The sequence below is a fragment of the Micromonospora sp. NPDC049662 genome (genome assembly GCF_040675055.1).
Lineage (GTDB): Bacteria > Actinomycetota > Actinomycetes > Mycobacteriales > Micromonosporaceae > Micromonospora.
The window spans coordinates 1-18,961 of record NZ_JBFAOC010000025.1 but is presented as its reverse complement, the minus strand read 5'-3'; the positions used below and the strand labels follow the sequence as shown (position 1 = coordinate 18,961).

Here is an 18,961-nt window from a genome sequence, read left to right as displayed (position 1 = left end):
GGACCGCGCCGGCGTCGAAAAGCCGGTTAGCCGGTCGGCTTCCTGGGCAGCTCTGGTTGGATCTACTCCAGGATGTCGGCGAAGGGGTGCAGCGTGACTGGTCCGGGCGAGATCGTCCACATCGGGGGTTACACCGCGCAGAGCGGCGGGCGGGCGGACGGCATCGTCGCCGCACGCCGTGACCCGGCCACCGGAGCACTGACCCCGCTCGGCACGGTGGCGGTCACGCCGTCGCCGTCGTTCCTCGCGCGGCACCCCACGCGGCCGGTGCTCTACGCGGTCAACGAGTTGACCGACGGTCTGGTCAGCGCCTGGCAGGTCTCCTCGGACGGCGCGTTGGACGCGCTCGGCAGCTTCTCGACCGGCGGCGCCGAGCCCTGCCACCTGGCGGTGCTGCCCGACGGTGGGCACCTGGTGGCGGCCAACTACGGCAGCGGAAGCGTCGCGGTCTTCCCGCTCGACGAGCAGGGCGTGCCCAGCGAGCGCACCGATCTCGTGGTGCACGAGGGCCACGGCGCCGACCCGGAACGCCAGGAGCGGGCGCACGCCCACATGGTCTCTCCGGGCCGTGACCGGGAGCCCCTGCTGGCGGTGGACCTCGGCACCGACTCGGTCTACCGGTACGACCTGGACAACGCGAGCGGGCGGCTGGTGCCGCGCGGACCGCGGATGCGTACGGCGCCGGGCGTCGGGCCCCGGCACCTGGCCCGTCACCCCGACGGCCGGCGCTGCTACCTGGTCGGCGAGTTGGATGCCACGGTCACCGCGTACGAGCTGTCCGAGGACGGGTCACTGCACCAGCGTGGCCGGGTCGACGCCAGCGGGCGGACCGGTCACGTGCAGCCCTCGGAGGTCGCTGTCGACCCGGACGGGCGTCTGCTCTACGTCGCGAACCGCGGTATCGGCACCATCGCCGTCTTCGACCTGACCGGTGAGCTGCCCGCGCTGGTGTCCGAGGTGGACACCGGCGGGGAGTGGCCGCGACACTTCGCGCTGATCGGCGAGCATCTCTACGTCGCCGACGAGCGGGCGGACCTGGTGCGGGTGTTGCGACGTGACCCGAGCACGGGCGTACCGGCTCCGGTGGGTGAGCCCGTACCGCTGGCGAGCCCGACGTGCGTCCTGCCGTGAGCGGACGGAATGACGGAAGCGAATGCGAGAGCGCGACAGGTTTGGCAACGCCGTGGGGCCGATTCATCACTCTCTGTTGCTAAATGGTGATCAACTGTTTCTCCTGCGTAACTTTAGTCCGAACGGATGTGGCAGAGACGGCACCTAATACGCAAGATGGTCAGCGTGTCTGCAGGCCGCCATCGAATGCGTTCGAAACTCCATCTAGCAGCCGCCGCCGCGACGGCGACGGTTCTCGTCGTCACCACCGGCGTCTGGTTCGGTTACAAGGAGCTGATCCAGCCAAGCTGTTCAGGGGAGATCCGACTCGCCGTGGCGGTCGCCACCGAGCTCGCGCCCGCGGTGGACGCCGCCGCCTCGCAGTGGGTGAAGGACGGCGCCGCGGTCGGCCCCACCTGCATCCGCGTCGATGTCTCGGCATCCGACCCGGTTGACGTGGCCGCCGTGGTGGCCGCCAAGCACGGTGCCGTACTCGCCGGCGTCGGCCAGGCCAGCGGCACGGCCGTCACCCCGGACGTCTGGGTGCCGGACTCCTCGACCTGGCTGCTGCGTCTCAAGAAGGACGCCACGGCGTTCGCGCCGACCAACGGCGCCTCCATCGCGCGCAGCCCCGTCGTCGTGGCGATGCCCGAGCCGGTGGCGACGCGGCTCGGCTGGCCCAACGCCAAGTTCACCTGGGCCGATCTGCTCAAGCAGGTCAACAGCAGCAAGCCGTTGCGGACCGGGATCGTCGAGCCGACCCGGGACGCGGCCGGGCTGTCCGGCCTGCTCTCGCTGACCACGGCCGCCAGTGGCGCGGGCGGCGACGCCCAGCGCAACACCGTGGGCGCGCTGCGGGCGCTGGCCACCGGTCGCTCCTCGCTCCGCAACGACCTCCTCGCCCGCTTCCCGACCGCCACGGACCCGACCTCCATCGCGAGCGCTCTCGGTGCGGCGGCGCTGTCCGAGGAAGACGTGATCGCGTACAACAGCAAGAAGCCTCCGGTGCCGCTCGCCGCGCTCTACATGGAGCCGGCGCCGATGCCGCTGGACTACCCGTACGCGGTGCTGCCCGGCATCGAGCCGACCAAGGCGGCGGCGGCGAAGGTGCTGTACGAGCTGCTCACCGCGCCGAAGTTCCGGGACCGCCTGGCGGCGCAGTCGCTGCGCGGGCCGGACGGCAACTGGGGTGCCGGCTTCAACGCCCCGCAGGGCGCGCCGAGCCCGGCCGGTGGCGCGTCGACCGCCCCGGCGGCCGGCGGCACCGCGGCGGGCGGGTTGGACCCGGCCGCGATACAGCGCGTTGTGTCCAGTTGGTCGATCGCCACCCAGTCCGGCCGGATGCTCGCCGTCATCGACGTCTCCGGCTCGATGAAGGACGAGGTGCCCAGCGCCAACAACCGCAGCCGGGAGGAGGTCACCGTCGACGCGGCCCGGCGCGGCCTCGGGCTCTTCGACGACTCCTGGTCCATCGGTCTGTGGACCTTCTCCACGAAGCTGGTCGGCAACCGCGACTACCGGGAACTGGTGCCGATCGGACCGCTCTCCGGCCAGCGGGCCCAGTTGGAGGGGGCGCTCGCCACCGTCAAGCCGTCCAACGGTGACACCGGCCTGTACGACACGATGCTGGCCGCGTACCAGGCGGTGCAGGAGGACTGGCAGCCCGGCCGGGTCAACTCGATCGTGCTGTTCACCGACGGCAAGAACGAGGACGACAACGGCATCAACCAGCAGCAGCTGCTCGCCAAGCTCAAGCAGATCGCCGATCCGGAGCGGCCGGTGCAGGTCATCATGATCGGTATCGGCGAGGGCGTCAGCAAGGCCGAACTGGAGTCGATCACGAAGGTGACCGGCGGGGACGTCTTCGTCACCAAGGACCCGAGCGAGATCGGCAGCATCTTCCTCACCGCCATCGCGCGGCGTCCGCCAGCCCCGCGCTGAGCCGCCACTGAGCAAATGGAACCCGCCGTACCGGCTCACCGGTACGGCGGGTTCCTTTTGTGGCCAGGGGATTGAAGAAAAGTGACGGCAATACGTCGGAAGCAATCGGCAGTCATAGTTGTCAGGGCAGGATGTCGACGTGTTCCGGCAATATCGGTCCGCCTTCGGCCCGACCCGTCGGCCGGGGCCGTCCTGAGCAGAGTGGGAGGGCCGGTGACGACCGCGACACTGTTGACCCCCGCGGACACCTCGGCGCCGCCGAGGGACCGTCCGAGCGGACTGGTGGCCCGTGCCGACGAACGTTCCTACATCCGGGTCCTGGTGGTGCTGGACACCACCGTCCTCATCATCGCGCTGCTCGTGGGGTACGTCGGCAGGTTCGGTGACGAGGAGCCGGTCGGCTCCAAGATCCCGTACGTGCTGGTGGCTCCCGGCCTGGTCCTGGCCTGGCTGATCTCCCTCAAGGCGCTCGGCTGCTACGACGACCGCGTCGTCGGCTACGGGGCGGACGAGTACCGGCGGGTCAGCTCGGCGAGCCTGCGACTGGCCGGCGCGATCGCCATCGCCGGCTACATCGCCGACGTCGGCGTCTCCCGGGGTTTCCTCGGCATCTCCTTCGCGGTCGGTACGGTCGGGTTGGAGGTGACCCGGTTCGCGGCGCGCAAACGGCTGCACCGGGCCCGCTCGAAGGGCGCCGGCTGGTCCCGCCGGGTGCTCGTCGTCGGCGACACCGCACACGTCCTGGAACTGGTGCACACCCTGCGCCGCGAGCCGTACGCGGGCTACCAGGTGGTCGGCGCGTGCATCCCCGACGCGCTGCTGGCACCGGTGGCGCAGCGGCTCGGTGACGTACCGGTGGTGGGGTCGTTCCGGGGCATCCCGGAGGCCGCGACCGCGATCGGCGCGGACACCGTGGCGGTGACCGCCTCCGGTGAGCTGACCGCGGCCCGACTGCGTCGACTCGGCTGGCAGTTGGAGGGGACCGGCGTCGACCTCGTCGTGGCCCCCGCGCTCACCGACGTGGCGGGTCCGCGGATCCACACCCGTCCGGTCGCCGGGCTGCCCCTGATCCACGTCGAGGCGCCGGAGTTCCGTGGCGCGCGCAAGCTGGTCAAGGGTTTTGTCGACCGGTCGATGTCGTCGGTCGCCCTGGCGCTGCTCCTGCCGCTGATCGCGGTCATCGCGTTGGCCATCAAGCTGGACAGCCGGGGGCCGGTGTTGTTCCGGCAGGTCCGGGTGGGGCGGGGCGGGCAGGAGTTCGGGGTGTTCAAGTTCCGGACGATGGTGATCAACGCCGACGCGCTGCTCGCCGAGTTGGTGGCCCGGAACGAGACCGACGGCCTGATGTTCAAGATGCGCGACGACCCTCGGGTGACCCGGGTCGGCCGGCTGCTGCGCAAGTGGTCGCTGGACGAGCTGCCGCAGCTGGTCAACGTCCTGCTGGGCCAGATGAGCCTCGTCGGGCCGCGTCCGCCGCTCCCGTCCGAGGTGGCCCGCTACGACGGCGATGTGGCCCGGCGACTGCTGGTCAAGCCCGGCATGACCGGGCTGTGGCAGGTCAGTGGCCGGTCCGACCTCAGTTGGGAGGACGGCATCCGGCTCGATCTCTACTACGTGGAGAACTGGTCGCTCGCCGCCGACCTCACCATCCTCTGGAAGACCGCCGGGGCGGTGCTGAACAGTCGCGGCGCGTACTGACCGTCACGCTCACGGCTGCGGGCCGGTCCAGTCCAGGCAGACCACCACGGCGTCGTCGACGAGGTCGCCGGCCACGAAGGCGCGCAGGTCGCCGAGGAGCGACCGGACGGCGTCCAGCGGCTCCATCGGGCCCGTCCGCCGCAGGAACCGGTCCAGCGCCGACTCGCCGTAGCGGATGCTCTGCCCGGTGGCGTCCACGACGCCGTCGCTGACGACGAACAGCCGGTCACCGCGTTCCAGCGTGAACGTCTGCTCGTGGTAGTCGGTCGCCTCGAACATGCCGAGCGGGAACTGCGCCTCCAGCGGCTGTTCGGTGACCTCACCGCGACGCAGGAGGACGAGCCGTGGCGAGCCGGCGTCCACCACGGTCATCGTCCCGGAGCGCAGGTCCAGCTCCATCAGCAGCGCGGAGAGGTGCCGCTTGCCCCGGTACTCGTCGTAGATGGCCTGGTCGGCGAGGGCGGCCTGATCGCCCAGGCCGAGGCCGGCCCGGCGGGCGTTGCGCAGCGCGTGGGTGGCCAGCGACGTGAGCAGCGATGCCGCGACACCCTCACCGCTGCCGTTGACCGTGGAGAGCCAGAGCCGTTCCCCGTCGTCGGACCAGTCGAAGCTGTCACCCCGCACGGCGTACGCCGGTTCGAGCTGCCCGGCCAGGCTGAACGAGGGGCGGACCCGGCTCCGGCCGGGCAGCAGGTCCCACTGCATCTCGGCGGCCAGGGTGAGCCGCTGGCTGCGTCGGGCCACGCTGTAGACGTCGGTTCCGGGGGAGACGGCGGCCACCTCGTGCGCGAGCGAGGTGGCGATGTCGGCCAGCGCGGCGAGCACCGCCGGGTCGTCGACCACCGGCGCCAGGCGCAGGACGCCCCGGCGTTCGCCGCGCATGGTGACCGGAAACCAGGCGACGCCGTCGACCAGGACGGGCGACTGGTGGTCGAAGGCACGCCAGGCGGGGTGGCCGGCGCCCCGGAGAGAGTCACCTTCGGTGAGGGGCAGCAGCTCCGCGAGGCGGTAGTCGACCTGGTACAGCTCCGCCTCGGAAATCCCGTACGCCTCGTCGAGAACCGTGCGGATCCCACCCACGAGACGGTCGGCGGGTGTCTCGTTCAGGGTACGCCGTGCCCGATTGACCGGTTCGCTCATCAGGCCTCTTTCATCCGAGCTCGACCACCTCTGGGTTCGGAGTAGTCTCGGGCCACCATGGCCGAACACAACGGTCCACCGGACCCTGCGACGAGTATGGCTGCCGCATTGGACGCGGCGGCGGGTGCCCTGCTGGGCGTCTGGGATTCCGCCCGCGAGGCGACCGCCAGCCGGGTGTCCGGCGCCCAACTACGGGCGGTGATGGTGGTCGAGCAGTACGACGGGATCAACCTACGCCGGCTCGCCACCCATCTGGACATGTTGCTGAGTTCCGCCAGCCGCCTGTGCGACAGGTTGGTCGCGGCGGGCATGCTCGAGCGTGAGCCGGGGCGCTTCGACCGACGGGAAATCTCCCTGCACCTCACCCCGGAGGCCCATCGGCTCCTCGCGGAGCTGCGTAACGACCGTCAGGAGCGGCTGGCCGCCGTGTTGGCCGCGATGAGCCCGGCGGGTCGCGCCGCGCTGGTGAGCGGGGTGCGGGAGTTCGACGAGGTCGCCCGCCGGCAGCGGGCGCGGAGCGGGCCGGACGACGGGGACTCGCCGGGTGGGCGAGACGAATGGCCGCAGGACCCGGACCGGCCCGACGGCCCGGCGCGCAAGTCGTCGGAGCACCCGGACCGGCCCAGCCGAGGGGTGTGGCAGGGCGGGGCGGCAGGACCGGAGCGGACGGTGGGCCCGCCCCGCGACTGGTCCGCCGGCGAGCCACCGGTGGCGCGGACCGCCTGACGGTCGAACGCAGGGTTCAGGCCGGTGTCGACGCGCACACCGCCAGCATGGCGATGTCGTCAGGGGCCTGCCCGCCCACCCACTCGTCGACCACCTGGAGCAGCCTGTCGACCAGGGCCGCCGGAGGCAGACCGGCCGCCGCGGCGAGTGCGCCGCGCAGCCGGCGTTCGCCGAACTTCTCCGCGTGGGCCGGGCCGCCGCTCGCCTCGGTCACCCCGTCGGTGTACGCGAGGAGCAGATCGCCCGGATCGAGGTGCACCCGTACCTCGGTGAACCGGGCGTCGGTCAGCGCGCCGACCGGCATACCGCCGACCGGGACGTCCGTGACGGAACCGGCGGCGGTGACCAGCAGCGGCGCGGGGTGGCCGCCGCCGGCGATCCGGAGATCCACCCCCGTCGGTCCGTGCTCCATCCACCCGAGCAACAGGGTGGTGAGCTGGCTGCGCCGTGCCGCGTCGGGCGCGTCGAACAGGGTGCGGTTGAGCAGGTGGATCAGCTCCAAAGGGCGCTGCTCGACGAGCCGTAGCGTCTGTAGCGACTGACGGACCCGCCCGGTCAGCACGGCCGCGCCGACGCCCTTGCCGGACACGTCGCCCAGCGCGAACAGCGCGCCGCGCGGGTGCGGGAACACCTCGTAGAAGTCCCCACCGATGCGCAGTGTGTCGCCCGCGGACCGGTAGCCGCCGGCCATGCGTACGCCGGGCACCACCGGCAGCTCCGGCGGGAGCAGGCTGGTCTGCAACACCCGGGCCAGGTGGGCCTGCTCGCCGTACAGCTCGGCGGCGGCCAGCGCCGCGCCGGCCCGCGTGGCGAATTCACGGGCCAGCTCCCGGTCGCGGGAGTCGAAGTCGGCCCGCCCGGCACGGCGGACGAGCAGCAGGGCGCCGGCCGGGCCGCCGGGGCCGCGCATCGTGCTGACCAGCGCCGCGCCGGGCCGGCCGAAGCTGGGCGGAAGCAGGGCGGTCAGCCCGGCGACGTCGGCGTCCGGCCAGGGGGTCGGCTCGCCGAGGTCGCCGTCGAACGCCGCGCCGAGATCGGGGACGAAATCGGTCAGCTCCTCATCGGCCACCCCGGTCACCGGGGCCGGCTCGTCGTCGGCGTACCGCGTGAAGCGGGGGTGCGGCTCGGCCGGCGCGGGCGGGCGGAGCAGCGCCACGGCGGCGTCGGCCAGGTACGGCACGGCGAGGGTCACGGTGGTACGGAGTGTCTGGTCCCGGTGCAGCGAGAGCCCGAGCCGGCTGCCGGCCTGGGCGAGGAAGGCGGTGCGGGAGCGTTCGGCCAGCAGGGCGTCGGTGCGGGCGTGCTCCTCGGTGACGTCGCGGACGTACCAGGCGTACCGGTTGCCGGCGAGCTGCCGCCGGGCGCCCCGCAGGTGGCGGCCGTGGTGCTGGGCCTCGAACACGGCCGTGCCGTCGCGGACGGCTCGGGCCAGCGCCGCCACCGCGCAGCCGGACAGCTCGACGCCCGCGACGATCTCCGGGAGCAGCTCGACCGCGCGGGCGTTGACCAGGGTTACCCGGCCGGCCGCGTCGGTCGTCAGCACCGCCTCGGCGAGCCCGTCGAGCAGCTCGCGGGCCAGCGGTGGGTCGGCGGGCAGCCCCCTGCCGCCGTGCCGGGTCGGACGGCGCGACGTCTGCCCGTCTCCGCCGACCGGACCGGCCGAGCCGCCCCGTTTGGTCGTGGTCACCGCCCGACGCCGGCCCGCGTCCGACGACCTGTACGCATACTGCTCCCGGGCTCCTCGTCCGCCGATCGTTGCTCGACGGCAAGGATACCGAGCGGCACCGACGCACGCCCAGACCGCGTCGTCGGTGGTCAGCCGGCGCGGTTCAGCCAGCCGGCGGGGCGGGCGACGATCCGCCGTACCACCGATCCGGCCGCGCCCACGGCGGCGGCCTCCGGCCCGAGGGTCGACGGTCGGACGGTGACCGGTGACCAGGCGGCGGTGAGCACCCGGGCCTTGATCTCGGCGAGCACCGGTGGGCAGAGCCAGGGGGCGAGCGGGGCGTACCCGCCGCCGAGGACCACGGTGTCCAGGTCCAGCAGGTTCACCACACCGGCGACCGCCACCCCGAGGGCGGTGCCGGCGTCGCTCAGGGCGCGCAGCGCGGCCGGCTCGCCGGCCTCGGCCAACTCGGCCAGGCGGGCCGTCGCGGTGTCGGCGGGTAGCTCCGCCCGCACCAGTCCGGCAGCGGCCACGATCGCCTCCTGACCGGCGTACTGCTCCAGGCAGCCGCGCCCACCGCAGCGGCAGGGCCGCCCCTGCGGGTGCACCGGCAGGTGCCCGATCTCACCGCTCCAGCCGCGTACGCCCCGGAACAGCGCGCCGTCCAGGACGATCCCCGCGCCGATGCCGACCTCGCCGGAGATGTGCAGGAAGCTGGCCGGGCCGGGCGGTCGGGAGTGCAGCTCGCCGAGCGCGGCGAGGTTGGCCTCGTTGTCCACCACCAGGGCCGGTACGTCCGGTACCCGATCGGTGAGGGGTGGGTGCGCGCTCAGCAGCTCGGGCACCGGGACGTCCCGCCAGCCGAGGTTCGGCGCGAGCCGGACCTGTCCGGAGTCGTCGATCAGGCCGGGTACGGCGAGCGCGGCCCCGGCGAGCGTGAGGCCCTGCCGGGCCGCGTCGGCGCGGGCCTGCCGGGCCAGGTCGACGAGGCGGGCCAGGGCGTCCTCGGGCGCGACGGGGCGCAGATCGGCGCGGTGCACGGTGCGGTGGCGGACCTGGCCGGCGAGGTCGACGACGCATACCGTCAGATAGTCGACGTTGACTTCGAGCCCGAGCCCGGCCGGACCCGTGTCGGCCAGGACCAGTCCGCGTGCCGGGCGGCCGGCGCCGGCCCGGGGCGCCGGCTCGGCCTCGCTGACCAGTTGGCCCGCGAGCAGGTCCTCGACGACCGCGGAGACGGTGGCCCGGGTCAGCCCGGTGGCGGTGGCCAGGTCGGCGCGGGACGGGGGTCGGTCGGCGGCGGCGATCCGGCCGAGGACCAGGGCGAGGTTGAGTTCGCGCAGGCTGCCCTGACGGGCCGCGCCGACCGGGGCGTGGGTGGGGCTCACCCCTTGACACTGCCATAGGGCGGGCAAATAATTCAATCGCTGAACAAATACCTGACACCACCATCCCGGAGGTCAACCATGGCACCTCGTCCCACCCCCGCCGACAAGTTCTCCTTCGGGCTCTGGACCGTGGGCTGGCAGGCCCGCGACCCGTTCGGCGACGCGACCCGCCCCGAGCTGGACGCCGTCGAGGCGGTGCACCGGCTCGCCGAGCTGGGCGCGTACGGCATCACCTTCCACGACGACGACCTGATCCCGTTCGGCGCGGACGCCGCGACCCGCGACCAGCACATCGCGCGGTTCCGCAAGGCCCTCGACGAGACCGGCCTGGTGGTGCCCATGGTCACCACCAACCTCTTCACCCACCCGATCTTCAAGGACGGCGGCTTCACCAGCAACGACCGCGACGTCCGCCGCTTCGCGCTGCGCAAGGTGCTGCGCCAGGTCGACCTGGCCGCCGAGCTGGGCGCGAGCACCTTCGTCATGTGGGGTGGCCGCGAGGGCTCCGAGTACGACCTCGCCAAGGACGTCCAGGCCGCCCTGGACCGCTACCGCGAGGCCGTCAACCTGCTCACCCAGTACTCCATCGACAAGGGCTACAACCTGCGCTTCGCGCTGGAGCCCAAGCCGAACGAGCCGCGCGGTGACATCCTGCTGCCGACCATCGGGCACGCGCTCGGCTTCATCTCCCAGCTGGAGCACCCGGAGCTGGTCGGCCTCAACCCGGAGGTCGGGCACGAGCAGATGGCCGGGCTGAACTACGCCCACGGCATCGCCCAGGCGCTCTGGCAGGGCAAGCTGTTCCACCTGGACCTCAACGGCCAGCGTGGCATCAAGTACGACCAGGACCTGGTCTTCGGTCACGGTGACCTGATGAACGCGTTCGCCCTGGTGGACCTCCTGGAGAACGGCGGCCCCAACGGCGGTCCGACCTACGACGGTCCCCGGCACTTCGACTACAAGCCGTCGCGTACCGAGGACATGGACGGTGTGTGGGCGTCGGCGGCGGCGAACATGAGCACGTACCTGCTGCTCAAGGAGCGTGCCGCGGCGTTCCGCGCCGACCCGGAGGTCGTCGAGGCGCTGGCCGCCAGCAAGGTTGGCGAGCTGAGCACGCCGACGCTGGGCGACGGCGAGGGCTACGAGGAGTTCCTGGCTGACCGCTCCGCGTTCGAGGACGTCGACGTGGACGCGGTGGCCGCCCGGGGCTTCGGCTTCGTCCGGCTCAACCAGCTCGCCGTCGAGCACCTGCTCGGCGCCCGCTGAGGCCCCGCCATGCCGCTGGTCGCGGGCGTTGACTCGTCCACACAGTCCTGCAAGGTGGTCATCCGGGACGCGGAGACCGGCGCCCTGCTCCGGCAGGGCCGGGCGCCGCACCCGGACGGCACCGAGGTCGACCCGGAAGCCTGGTGGCAGGCGCTGCGCGGCGCCGTCGACGAGGCCGGTGGGCTGGCCGACGTCGCGGCAGTCTCGGTCGCCGGCCAGCAGCACGGCATGGTCTGCCTCGACGAGGGCGGCCAGGTGGTCCGTCCGGCCCTGCTGTGGAACGACACCCGCTCCGCCGACGCCGCCGCCGACCTCGTCGAGGAGGCCGGCGGCGGCGCGGCGGGGCGTCGCTTCTGGGCCGACGCCACCGGCAGCGTCCCGGTGGCGAGCTTCACCATCACCAAGCTGCGCTGGATGGCCCGGCACGAGCCGGAGCAGGCCGCCCGGGTGGCCGCCGTGTGCCTGCCGCACGACTGGCTGACCTGGCGGCTGGCCGGCGCGCCCGGCCTGTCGGCGCTGCGGACCGACCGGGGGGATGCCAGCGGCACCGGCTACTGGTCCCCAGCCACCGGCACCTACCGTCCGGACCTGCTGGAACGGGCGTTCGGCCGGCAGCTCGTGGTGCCCGAGGTGCTCGGCCCGGCCGAGTCGGCCGGTCGGCTGACCGGCGAGTGGGGTGACGCCCTGCTGGGGGCGGGCACGGGCGACAACGCCGCCGCCGCGTTCGGCGTCGGCGCCGGCCCCGGCGACGTGGTCGTCTCGATCGGCACCTCCGGCACCGTCTTCAGCGTCGCCGACGTTCCGGCCGCCGACGACAGCGGTGCCGTGGCCGGCTTCGCCGACGCGTCCGGTCGCTTCCTGCCGCTGGTGTGCACGCTCAACGCCGCGCGCGTGCTGGACGCCGCCGCCACGATGCTCGGCGTCAGCCTGGACGAGCTCGCCGAGCTGGCCCTCTCCGCCCCGGCCGGTGCGGACGGGCTGGTCATGGTGCCCTACCTGGAGGGCGAGCGGACGCCCAACCGTCCGCTGGCCACCGGTGCCGTACACGGCCTGACCCTGCGCACCTCGACCCCCGCGCACCTGGCTCGGGCCGCCGTGGAGGGCATGCTCTGCGCCCTCGCCGACGGCCTGGACGCGCTGACCGCGCAGGGGGCCACCGTCCGCCGGGTCATCCTGGTCGGCGGCGGGGCACGGTCGGCCGCGGTCCGCCGGATCGCGCCGCAGGTCTTCGGCTGCCCGGTCGTCGTGCCACCCGCCGGGGAGTACGTCGCCGACGGGGCCGCCCGCCAGGCCGCCTGGGTCGCCCTGGGCGGTCCGACGCCACCGCAGTGGGACGTCAAGGGCACCGAGGAGTACGCGGCGGAGCCCGTCCCCGCCGTCCGTGACCAGTACGCGGCGGCTCGGTCACTGGTGCTCGACCGGCGCTGAGCGTCGGGTCGACCGGGTGGGCGTCGGTCAACGGTGATCGACGCCCACCCGCGTGCCAACCTGCTCGGCCGGGTCTGATTGGCTGCGGGTCATGACGGTGACCAGTGGCGGGCGGGAGCAACGCGCGCGCGGCCGGGGCGGTGGCCCGGCGCACCGGCTGTACAGCGTCGTGGTGTTCGTGGTGCTCGCCTCGTTGGACAACGTGGCGATCGGACTGGTCCCACCGCTGTACGGGCCGATCGCCCGGACGTTCGACGTGTCGACCGGGCTGCTGGGCGTGGTGACCGCCGTCAGCTTCCTGGTCAGCGCGGTGGCCGCGGTCGGCTGGGCGTACGTCGGGGACCACGGCAACCGTAAGCCGCTGCTCATGGTGGGCACGCTGCTCTGGGCGGCGGGCACCGGCGGCAGCGCGCTCGCCGGCGGGTACCTCGCGTTCCTGGCCGCCCAGTTCGTCGCGGCGGTCGGCCTCGGCGCGGTCGGCTCGGTGGGCTTCTCGGTGGTCACCGACCTGATCTCACCGGCCCGCCGTGGGTTGGTGATGAGCTTCTGGGGGCTCTCCCAGGGCGTCGGCACGCTCGCCGGCACGCTTGTCGGTGGGCTGCTCGGCGCGACCGACTGGCGGCGGCCGTTCCTGCTGCTGACCGGGGTGGGGCTCACCGCCACCGTGGCGTACCTCTTCACGTACGACATCCGTCGCGGCCAGAGCCAACCGGAACTGGTGGACGCCCTGGACTCCGGTGCCGAGTACGACTACCGGATCAGCCGCGCCGACCTGCCGCGCATCCTCGACCGGCGGACCAACCGGTGGCTGATCCTGCAGGGGCTGACCGCGCAGGCCGCCTTCGGGTCACTGGTGTGGCTGCCGAGGCTCTTCGCCGAGCGGGCCGAGGCGCAGGGCTACTCGGAGTCGACCGCCGTGGTGGTCGGCAGCGTCTTCGCCACCCTGTTCCAACTCGGCGGGGTCCTCTCCATCGTGGGCGGCCTCGTCGGCGACGCGGCGCAGCGGCGTACCCCCCGGGGTCGGGCAGTGGTCGCGGCGGTCGGCATCCTCGCCGCGCTCCCGTTCTACCTGGTGTTGTTCTTCGTGCCGGTGACCATCGACGTGCCGGACGGCGGGAGCGGCGGCGCGGTCGTCGGCGCGGTGCTGGCCAGCGTGTTCACCGAGCCGTCGGTGGGGCTGAGTCTGCTCACCGCCGTGGTGGCGCTCGCGTTGACGTCGGCCAACTCACCGAACTGGTTCGCGCTGATCGCCGACGTGAACCCGCCGGAGCACCGGGGGACCGTCTACAGCCTCGGCAACCTGGTCAACGGTGTCGGTCGGGCGGCGGGCAACGGGCTGGTCTGGGGAGCCTTCCAGGGGCTGCGAACGGCGTTCCCGCCGCCACTGAACTTCGCCGTCGGCCTGGCCGCGTTCCAACTCTTCTTCATCCCCACCGGCGTCATGTACTGGCGAGCCTCCCGCACAGCCCCCGAGGACATCAAAAACGTCCACGGTCTCCTACAAACCCGCGCCAACCGCCTCTAACCCCCACCCCCACCCCCACCCCCGCCCACGCGATCTTGCACTTTCGGTGGCGACAGAAGGGGCATAGCCCCTCAAGTCGACAACCAAAAGTGCAAGATCGGCGCGGGCCCGGTGCGCGGGTTCGGTGCGTGGGTTCGGTGGGCGGGGGTGGGCGCGGGTGGGGCGGGTGGGTTAGCGGAGCCAGACTGTTACGTCGGTGGGGATGGTGTCGTCGTTCAGTGGGGCGCTGGTGGCTAGGACCTCGGCGTTGGGCGGGAGAGGCACGGGGGCGTCACCGAAGTTGGTCAGCACGGTCAGGTCGCCGTTGCGGAACACCAGCGTCTCGTCACCGGAGGACAGCCACTCGAGCGTGCCCCGGCCCAGACCGTGGGCGCGGCGTAGCCGCAGCGCCGCGCGGTACAGCTCGTACGTCGAGCCGGGCACGTCGCGCTGCCGGTCCAGCGCGTACTCCGCCCAGGACGGCGGCTGCGGCAGCCAACTGGCGTCGGTGGGCCCGAAGCCGTACGACGGGGCGTCGGCCTCCCACGGGATCGGCACCCGGCAGCCGTCCCGGCCCCGCTGGGTGTGGCCGCTGCGCGCCCAGGTCGGGTCCTGGCGGGCCTCGTCCGGCATGGTGGTGTGCTCGGGCAGGCCCAGCTCCTCGCCCTGAAAGAGGTACGCGGAGCCGGGCAGGGCGAGCATCAGCAGGGTGGCCGCCCGAGCCCGACGCAGGCCGAGCGCGGCGTCCGGCTGCGGGTCACCGATGCCGATGCCGTTGGGCCGGCCGCCACCGATCGCCAGGCCGAGCCGGGAAGCGTGCCGCACCACGTCGTGGTTGGACAGCACCCAGGTCGTCGGCGCGCCCACCGAATCGGTCGCTTCCAGGGACCGGGTGATCACCGCGTACTGGGCCGGCGCGGTCCACGCGGCGAGCAGGTACTCGAAGTTGAACGCCTGGTGCATCTCGTCCGGGCGGACGTAGCGGGCCAGCCGCTCGGCCGGCTCGACCCACGCCTCGGCGACCAGCACCCGTTCGCCGGGGTAGCTGTCCAGGACCTGCCGCCACTGCCGGTAGACCTCGTGCACGCCCTCCTGGTCCCACATCGGCGGCCGTGGCTTGTCGATCTCGTTGCCGGAGAGGATCTCCTGGGGCTCCTGCCAGTCGGGCAGGTTCGCCTGCTTGATGAGGCCGTGCGCCACGTCGACCCGGAAACCGTCCACCCCCCGGTCCAGCCAGAACCGCAGGACGCCCAGGAACTCCTCGTGCACCTCCGGGTTGTCCCAGTTGAGGTCCGGCTGGCCGGTGTCGAACAGGTGCAGGTACCACTGGCCGGGCTGGCCGTCCGGGTCGACCGTGCGGGTCCACGCCGGACCGCCGAAGACGCTCTGCCAGTCGTTCGGCGGCTGCTCCCCGGCCGGGCCGAGGCCGTCGCGGAAGATGTACCGGGACCGCTGAGCGCTGCCCGGGGCGGCGGCCAGGGCCTCTTGGAACCAGCGGTGCGCCGAGGAGGTGTGGTTGGGCACCAGGTCGACGATCACCCGAAGGCCGCGCGAGCGGGCCTCGGCGATCAACTTGTCCGCGTCGGCGAGAGTGCCGAACAGCGGGTCGACGTCCCGGTAGTCGGCCACGTCGTAGCCCGCGTCGGCCTGCGGCGACGGGTAGAACGGGGACAGCCACACCGCGTCCACCCCCAGCTCGACCAGGTGGTCGAGGCGGGCGGTGATGCCCGGCAGGTCACCGATTCCGTCGCCGTTGGAGTCGGCGAATGAGCGCGGGTAGATCTGGTAGATGGCGGCCTCGGTCCACCAGCCGGTGGCGGTCTGCTGCGTCGGGTCGGTGTTCAGGGTCGTCTCCCGTGTCGTGCCGTGGTTGATGGTTCAGTGTGCCCGGGGCGGTGCGGTGGACTCCCGGACGACCAGCCGAGTGGGCAGGATCACCGGCGAGTCGCCCTCGGCGGTCCGTTGACCGACGATCGGGCCCAGAGTGCGGGCCCCGAGCGGATCGAGCAGTATCCGGGCGGCCAGCCGGCCCTGTTCCGCGGCCGGCTGGGCCACGGTGCTGAGGCCCAGCACGCCGGCGAGGTCGTGGTCGTCGATGCCGACCACGCTGACGTCCTGTGGTACCCGCAGACCGGCGTCGCGCAGCGCGGTCATCGCGCCCATCGCCATCTCGTCGCAGGCCGCGACGATCGCCGTCGGCGGCTCACCGCGGGCCAGTAGTTCGGCGGCGGCCCGGTTGCCACCGTCGATGGTGAACGACGACTCGACGTCGAGGCTCGGATCGGGTCGCAGGCCGGCGGACCGCAGTTCGGCCTGGTAGCCCCGCCGTCGGTCGAGGTGGGTGGTGTAGGCCAGTTCGTCGTCGGGGTCGCCCGAGATGTGCGCGATCCGGCGGTGGCCGAGGTCGAGCAGGTGCCGGGTGGCCATCCGGGAGGCGGCCACGTCGTCGATGCGTACGCAGGGCCAGTTGGGGACCCGGCTCCCCGAGCTGATGGTCACTCCGGGCAGGTCCAGGGCGGCCAGGGCGGTCAGGTCGGCCGGGCGCAGCGGCGTGGCGACCAGCATGATGGCATCCACCCGCTTGTGCAGGTTGGCGGTACGCAGCACCCGCTGGCGGATCTGCTCCCGACCGCCGAGGTTGTAGAGCAGCAGGTCGTAGCCGGAATGGTGGAGGTGCTCCTCGACGGCCTCGACGACGGTGCTGAAGAACCAGCGGGTGATCCGGGGCACGACCACCGCGACCGTGCCGGTGCGACCACCGGCGAGCCGGGATGCGCTCGGCGACACCGCGTAGTCGAGCTGCTCGGCGGCGGCCAGCACGCGGCGTCGGGTGGCGGCCGAGACCGTCGGCAGCCCGCGCAGGGCCCGCGAGACGGTGGCCGTGGAGACCCCGGCCAGCCGGGCGACATCATCTATCTTCGTCACGGTTCCCCCGCTCGGTACCCGTCGCCCGCCGCCGCCCTCAGAGGCCGGGCGACGGCGGGCAAGCGGGTCAGCCCTTGACGCTGCCGGCGAGCAGACCTCGCACGAAGAAGCGCTGTAGGGACAGGAATACAACGAGCGGTACAACGATCGAGACGAACGCGCCAGCGGTGAGCCGCTGCCACTCGTTGCCCCGGGTGCCGGCCATCTCCGCCAACCGGACCGTGAGCGGCGCGGTCTCGTTGCCGCCACCGGCGAAGATCAGCGCGACCAGCAGGTCGTTCCAGACCCAGAGGAACTGGAAGATGCCGAACGCGGCCAGCGCCGGGGTGATCAGCGGCAGCACGATGGTGCGGAAGATCTTCGGGTGCGTGGCCCCGTCGACCCGGGCCGCCTCCATCAGGTCTCCGGGGAGCTGCGAGATGAAGTTGTGCAGCAGGAAGACCGCGAACGGAAGCGCGAAACAGGTGTGCGCGAACCAGACCTGGGCGAACTTCTGTTCGTCCACCAGGTTCCACGCCGGCATCAGGGTGACGCCGCCGAGGGTGACGCCGGTGGAGAAGAACTTCAGCAGCGGCACCAGGGCCATCTGCAGCGGGACGATCTGCAACGCGAAGATCGCGATGTAGAGCCAGTCCCGCCCACGGAAGTTGATCCACGCCAGCGCGTACGCGGCCAGGGAGGCGAAGGCCAGCGGGAAGAGCACCGACGGGATGGTGATCGCCAGCGAGTTGATGAAGTAGCTGGCGAGCTGCCCCGACGACGCGGACCGCCCGAAGAGGACCTGTTGGTAGTTCTCGAAGGTGAACTGCGGGTTGGTGAACGCCGTCCACCAGCCGGTCGTCTTGATCTCGTCCTCCGGCCGGAGGGAGGAGACGAGCAGGCCGAAGGTCGGGATGGTCCAGACCACCGCGATGACGATCGAGACCAGCGTCGCGGTACGGCTGTTCAGCCGCCTGCGGACCCGGCCGGCGGTGCTGGACGTCCCGTCGGCGGTCTTCTGGGCACCGGCGGCGACGGTGGGCGTTGCGGTGGTCATCTCAGCCCTCCCGCTGACGACGGAGGTTGCGGATCTGGTAGATCACGACCGGGATGACCAGGATGAAGAGGAAGACCGCGAGCGCGGAGCCCTGCCCGTTCTGGCCGTACCGGAAGGCCTGGTTGTACATCTCGCTGGCGATCACGCTGGTGTCGTAGTTGCCGTTGGTCGAGGTCCGGACGATGTCGAAGACCTTGAGCGTGGCGATCGTGAGCGTCACGGCCACGACGATCAGCGCCGGCCGGATGCTCGGCATGGTGATCTGCCAGAACATCTGCCACGGGCTGACGCCGTCGAGCCGGGCGGCTTCGACGATGTCGCCGGGGATGGCCTTGATCGCGGCGGAGAGCACCACCATGGCGAAGCCGGCCTGGATCCAGACCATGATGACGATCAGCAGCAGCGTGTTCAGCGGTGACTCGAGCAGCCACTGCTTCGGCTCACCGCCGAGGCTGACGACGATCTGGTTGAGCAGACCGATCTGGTCGCCGTCGCCGCGGTACGCGTAGACGAACTTCCAGATGATGCTCGCGCCGACGAACGAGATGGCCATCGGCAGGAAGATCAGTGACTTGGCGATCGCCTCGAAGCGGGCCTTGTCCACGAGTACGGCGTAGATGAGGCCGAACGCGGTGGCCACCAGCGGGACCAGGAGCACCCAGACCAGGGTGTTGATCAGGACCCGGAACATGGAGTTGTCGGAGAACATCCAGCTGTAGTTGCGCAGCCCCACCCATTCGGTGCTGCCCCCGTTCATCAGCGAGAGCAGTACGGTGCGGATGGCCGGTACGACAAGACCGATGGTGAGCAGTAGCAGCGTCGGCAGCAGGAAGAACAGGGCGAAGAGCCCTTCCCGCTGCTTGGGTCGCCGGGTCAGCGGCGTGCCGCTGATGGAGGCGGCGACGAGCTGAGCCTCCCGCCGTCGGGCGAACCAGGCAGGCACCACGTCGAGCAGCAGGAGCAGACCGCCCACCACCACCACGAAGGCGACCAGCCCGTACATCAGCATGAGGAGCTTCGGCTGCTCGTCGGCGAAGTCGAACTCCATCAACCCTCCCTCTCGGGTCCGGATCGGCCGGTGGCGGGCGGGGGGGGGGGAGGGCGGGCCGCCGGCCCCCGCAAGAGGACCCACC

Annotated in this window: 14 protein-coding genes; 7 read left to right on the top strand and 7 right to left on the bottom strand. The window is 72.3% G+C overall.

Annotation, left to right across the window (positions count from 1 at the left end; translation table 11 throughout):
- Positions 1-93 precede the first annotated feature (93 nt).
- From AB0J36_RS19640 to AB0J36_RS19630, 3 genes are all read left to right on the top strand, one after another.
- Complete coding sequence (locus AB0J36_RS19640) at positions 94-1,131, top strand: lactonase family protein (RefSeq protein ID WP_357134231.1); 1,038 nt, start codon at positions 94-96, stop codon at positions 1,129-1,131.
- 165 nt (positions 1,132-1,296) lie between these two features.
- The gene (locus tag AB0J36_RS19635) at positions 1,297-3,051 is read left to right on the top strand and encodes a substrate-binding domain-containing protein (RefSeq protein ID WP_357134233.1); all 1,755 of its coding nucleotides are present in this window, start codon (positions 1,297-1,299) and stop codon (positions 3,049-3,051) included.
- A gap of 213 nt (positions 3,052-3,264) precedes the next feature.
- Positions 3,265-4,749: a sugar transferase gene (locus AB0J36_RS19630; protein ID WP_357134235.1), complete on the top strand. Its 1,485-nt coding sequence runs from the start codon at positions 3,265-3,267 to the stop codon at positions 4,747-4,749.
- Between the two features lie 9 nt (positions 4,750-4,758).
- Here AB0J36_RS19630 and AB0J36_RS19625 read toward each other — a convergent pair whose 3' ends face one another.
- Positions 4,759-5,889 (bottom strand): PP2C family protein-serine/threonine phosphatase, encoded by a 1,131-nt coding sequence (locus AB0J36_RS19625; protein ID WP_357174653.1) that lies wholly within the window; start codon positions 5,887-5,889, stop codon positions 4,759-4,761.
- A 96-nt stretch (positions 5,890-5,985) separates the two neighbouring features.
- Between AB0J36_RS19625 and AB0J36_RS19620 the strand changes: the two genes are divergently transcribed.
- Positions 5,986-6,615: a MarR family transcriptional regulator gene (locus tag AB0J36_RS19620; protein ID WP_357134239.1), complete on the top strand. Its 630-nt coding sequence runs from the start codon at positions 5,986-5,988 to the stop codon at positions 6,613-6,615.
- A gap of 16 nt (positions 6,616-6,631) precedes the next feature.
- Here the strand turns inward: AB0J36_RS19620 and AB0J36_RS19615 are convergent, their stop codons facing one another.
- Positions 6,632-8,302, bottom strand: a complete 1,671-nt coding sequence (locus tag AB0J36_RS19615; protein WP_363660964.1) for a PP2C family protein-serine/threonine phosphatase — start codon at positions 8,300-8,302, stop codon at positions 6,632-6,634.
- A gap of 128 nt (positions 8,303-8,430) precedes the next feature.
- Positions 8,431-9,669: an ROK family transcriptional regulator gene (locus AB0J36_RS19610; protein ID WP_363660963.1), complete on the bottom strand. Its 1,239-nt coding sequence runs from the start codon at positions 9,667-9,669 to the stop codon at positions 8,431-8,433.
- A 78-nt stretch (positions 9,670-9,747) separates the two neighbouring features.
- On the opposite strand from AB0J36_RS19610, the gene xylA reads away from it, so the two are divergent.
- The 3 genes from xylA to AB0J36_RS19595 all read left to right on the top strand — a co-directional run bounded on the left by xylA (position 9,748) and on the right by AB0J36_RS19595 (position 13,888).
- Positions 9,748-10,935 carry a xylose isomerase gene (gene xylA, locus AB0J36_RS19605; RefSeq protein ID WP_357134245.1) on the top strand — a complete coding sequence of 396 codons (1,188 nt, stop codon included), beginning with the start codon at positions 9,748-9,750 and terminating at the stop codon, positions 10,933-10,935.
- A 9-nt stretch (positions 10,936-10,944) separates the two neighbouring features.
- Positions 10,945-12,363: a xylulokinase gene (gene xylB, locus AB0J36_RS19600; RefSeq protein WP_363660962.1), complete on the top strand. Its 1,419-nt coding sequence runs from the start codon at positions 10,945-10,947 to the stop codon at positions 12,361-12,363.
- 91 nt (positions 12,364-12,454) lie between these two features.
- The gene (locus AB0J36_RS19595) at positions 12,455-13,888 is read left to right on the top strand and encodes an MFS transporter (protein WP_363660961.1); all 1,434 of its coding nucleotides are present in this window, start codon (positions 12,455-12,457) and stop codon (positions 13,886-13,888) included.
- Positions 13,889-14,059: 171 nt separating this feature from the next.
- On the opposite strand, the gene AB0J36_RS19590 is transcribed toward AB0J36_RS19595, so the two are convergent.
- The 4 genes from AB0J36_RS19590 to AB0J36_RS19575 form a co-directional block, all read right to left on the bottom strand.
- Positions 14,060-15,712, bottom strand: coding sequence for a glycoside hydrolase family 13 protein (locus AB0J36_RS19590; protein ID WP_363660974.1), 1,653 nt, complete (start codon positions 15,710-15,712; stop codon positions 14,060-14,062).
- Positions 15,713-15,745: 33 nt separating this feature from the next.
- Positions 15,746-16,792: a LacI family DNA-binding transcriptional regulator gene (locus AB0J36_RS19585; RefSeq protein WP_357134251.1), complete on the bottom strand. Its 1,047-nt coding sequence runs from the start codon at positions 16,790-16,792 to the stop codon at positions 15,746-15,748.
- A 67-nt stretch (positions 16,793-16,859) separates the two neighbouring features.
- The gene (locus AB0J36_RS19580; protein WP_357134253.1) at positions 16,860-17,828 is read right to left on the bottom strand and encodes a carbohydrate ABC transporter permease; all 969 of its coding nucleotides are present in this window, start codon (positions 17,826-17,828) and stop codon (positions 16,860-16,862) included.
- 1 nt (position 17,829) lies between these two features.
- Positions 17,830-18,876 (bottom strand): sugar ABC transporter permease, encoded by a 1,047-nt coding sequence (locus AB0J36_RS19575; RefSeq protein ID WP_357134255.1) that lies wholly within the window; start codon positions 18,874-18,876, stop codon positions 17,830-17,832.
- Positions 18,877-18,961: the final 85 nt, after the last annotated feature.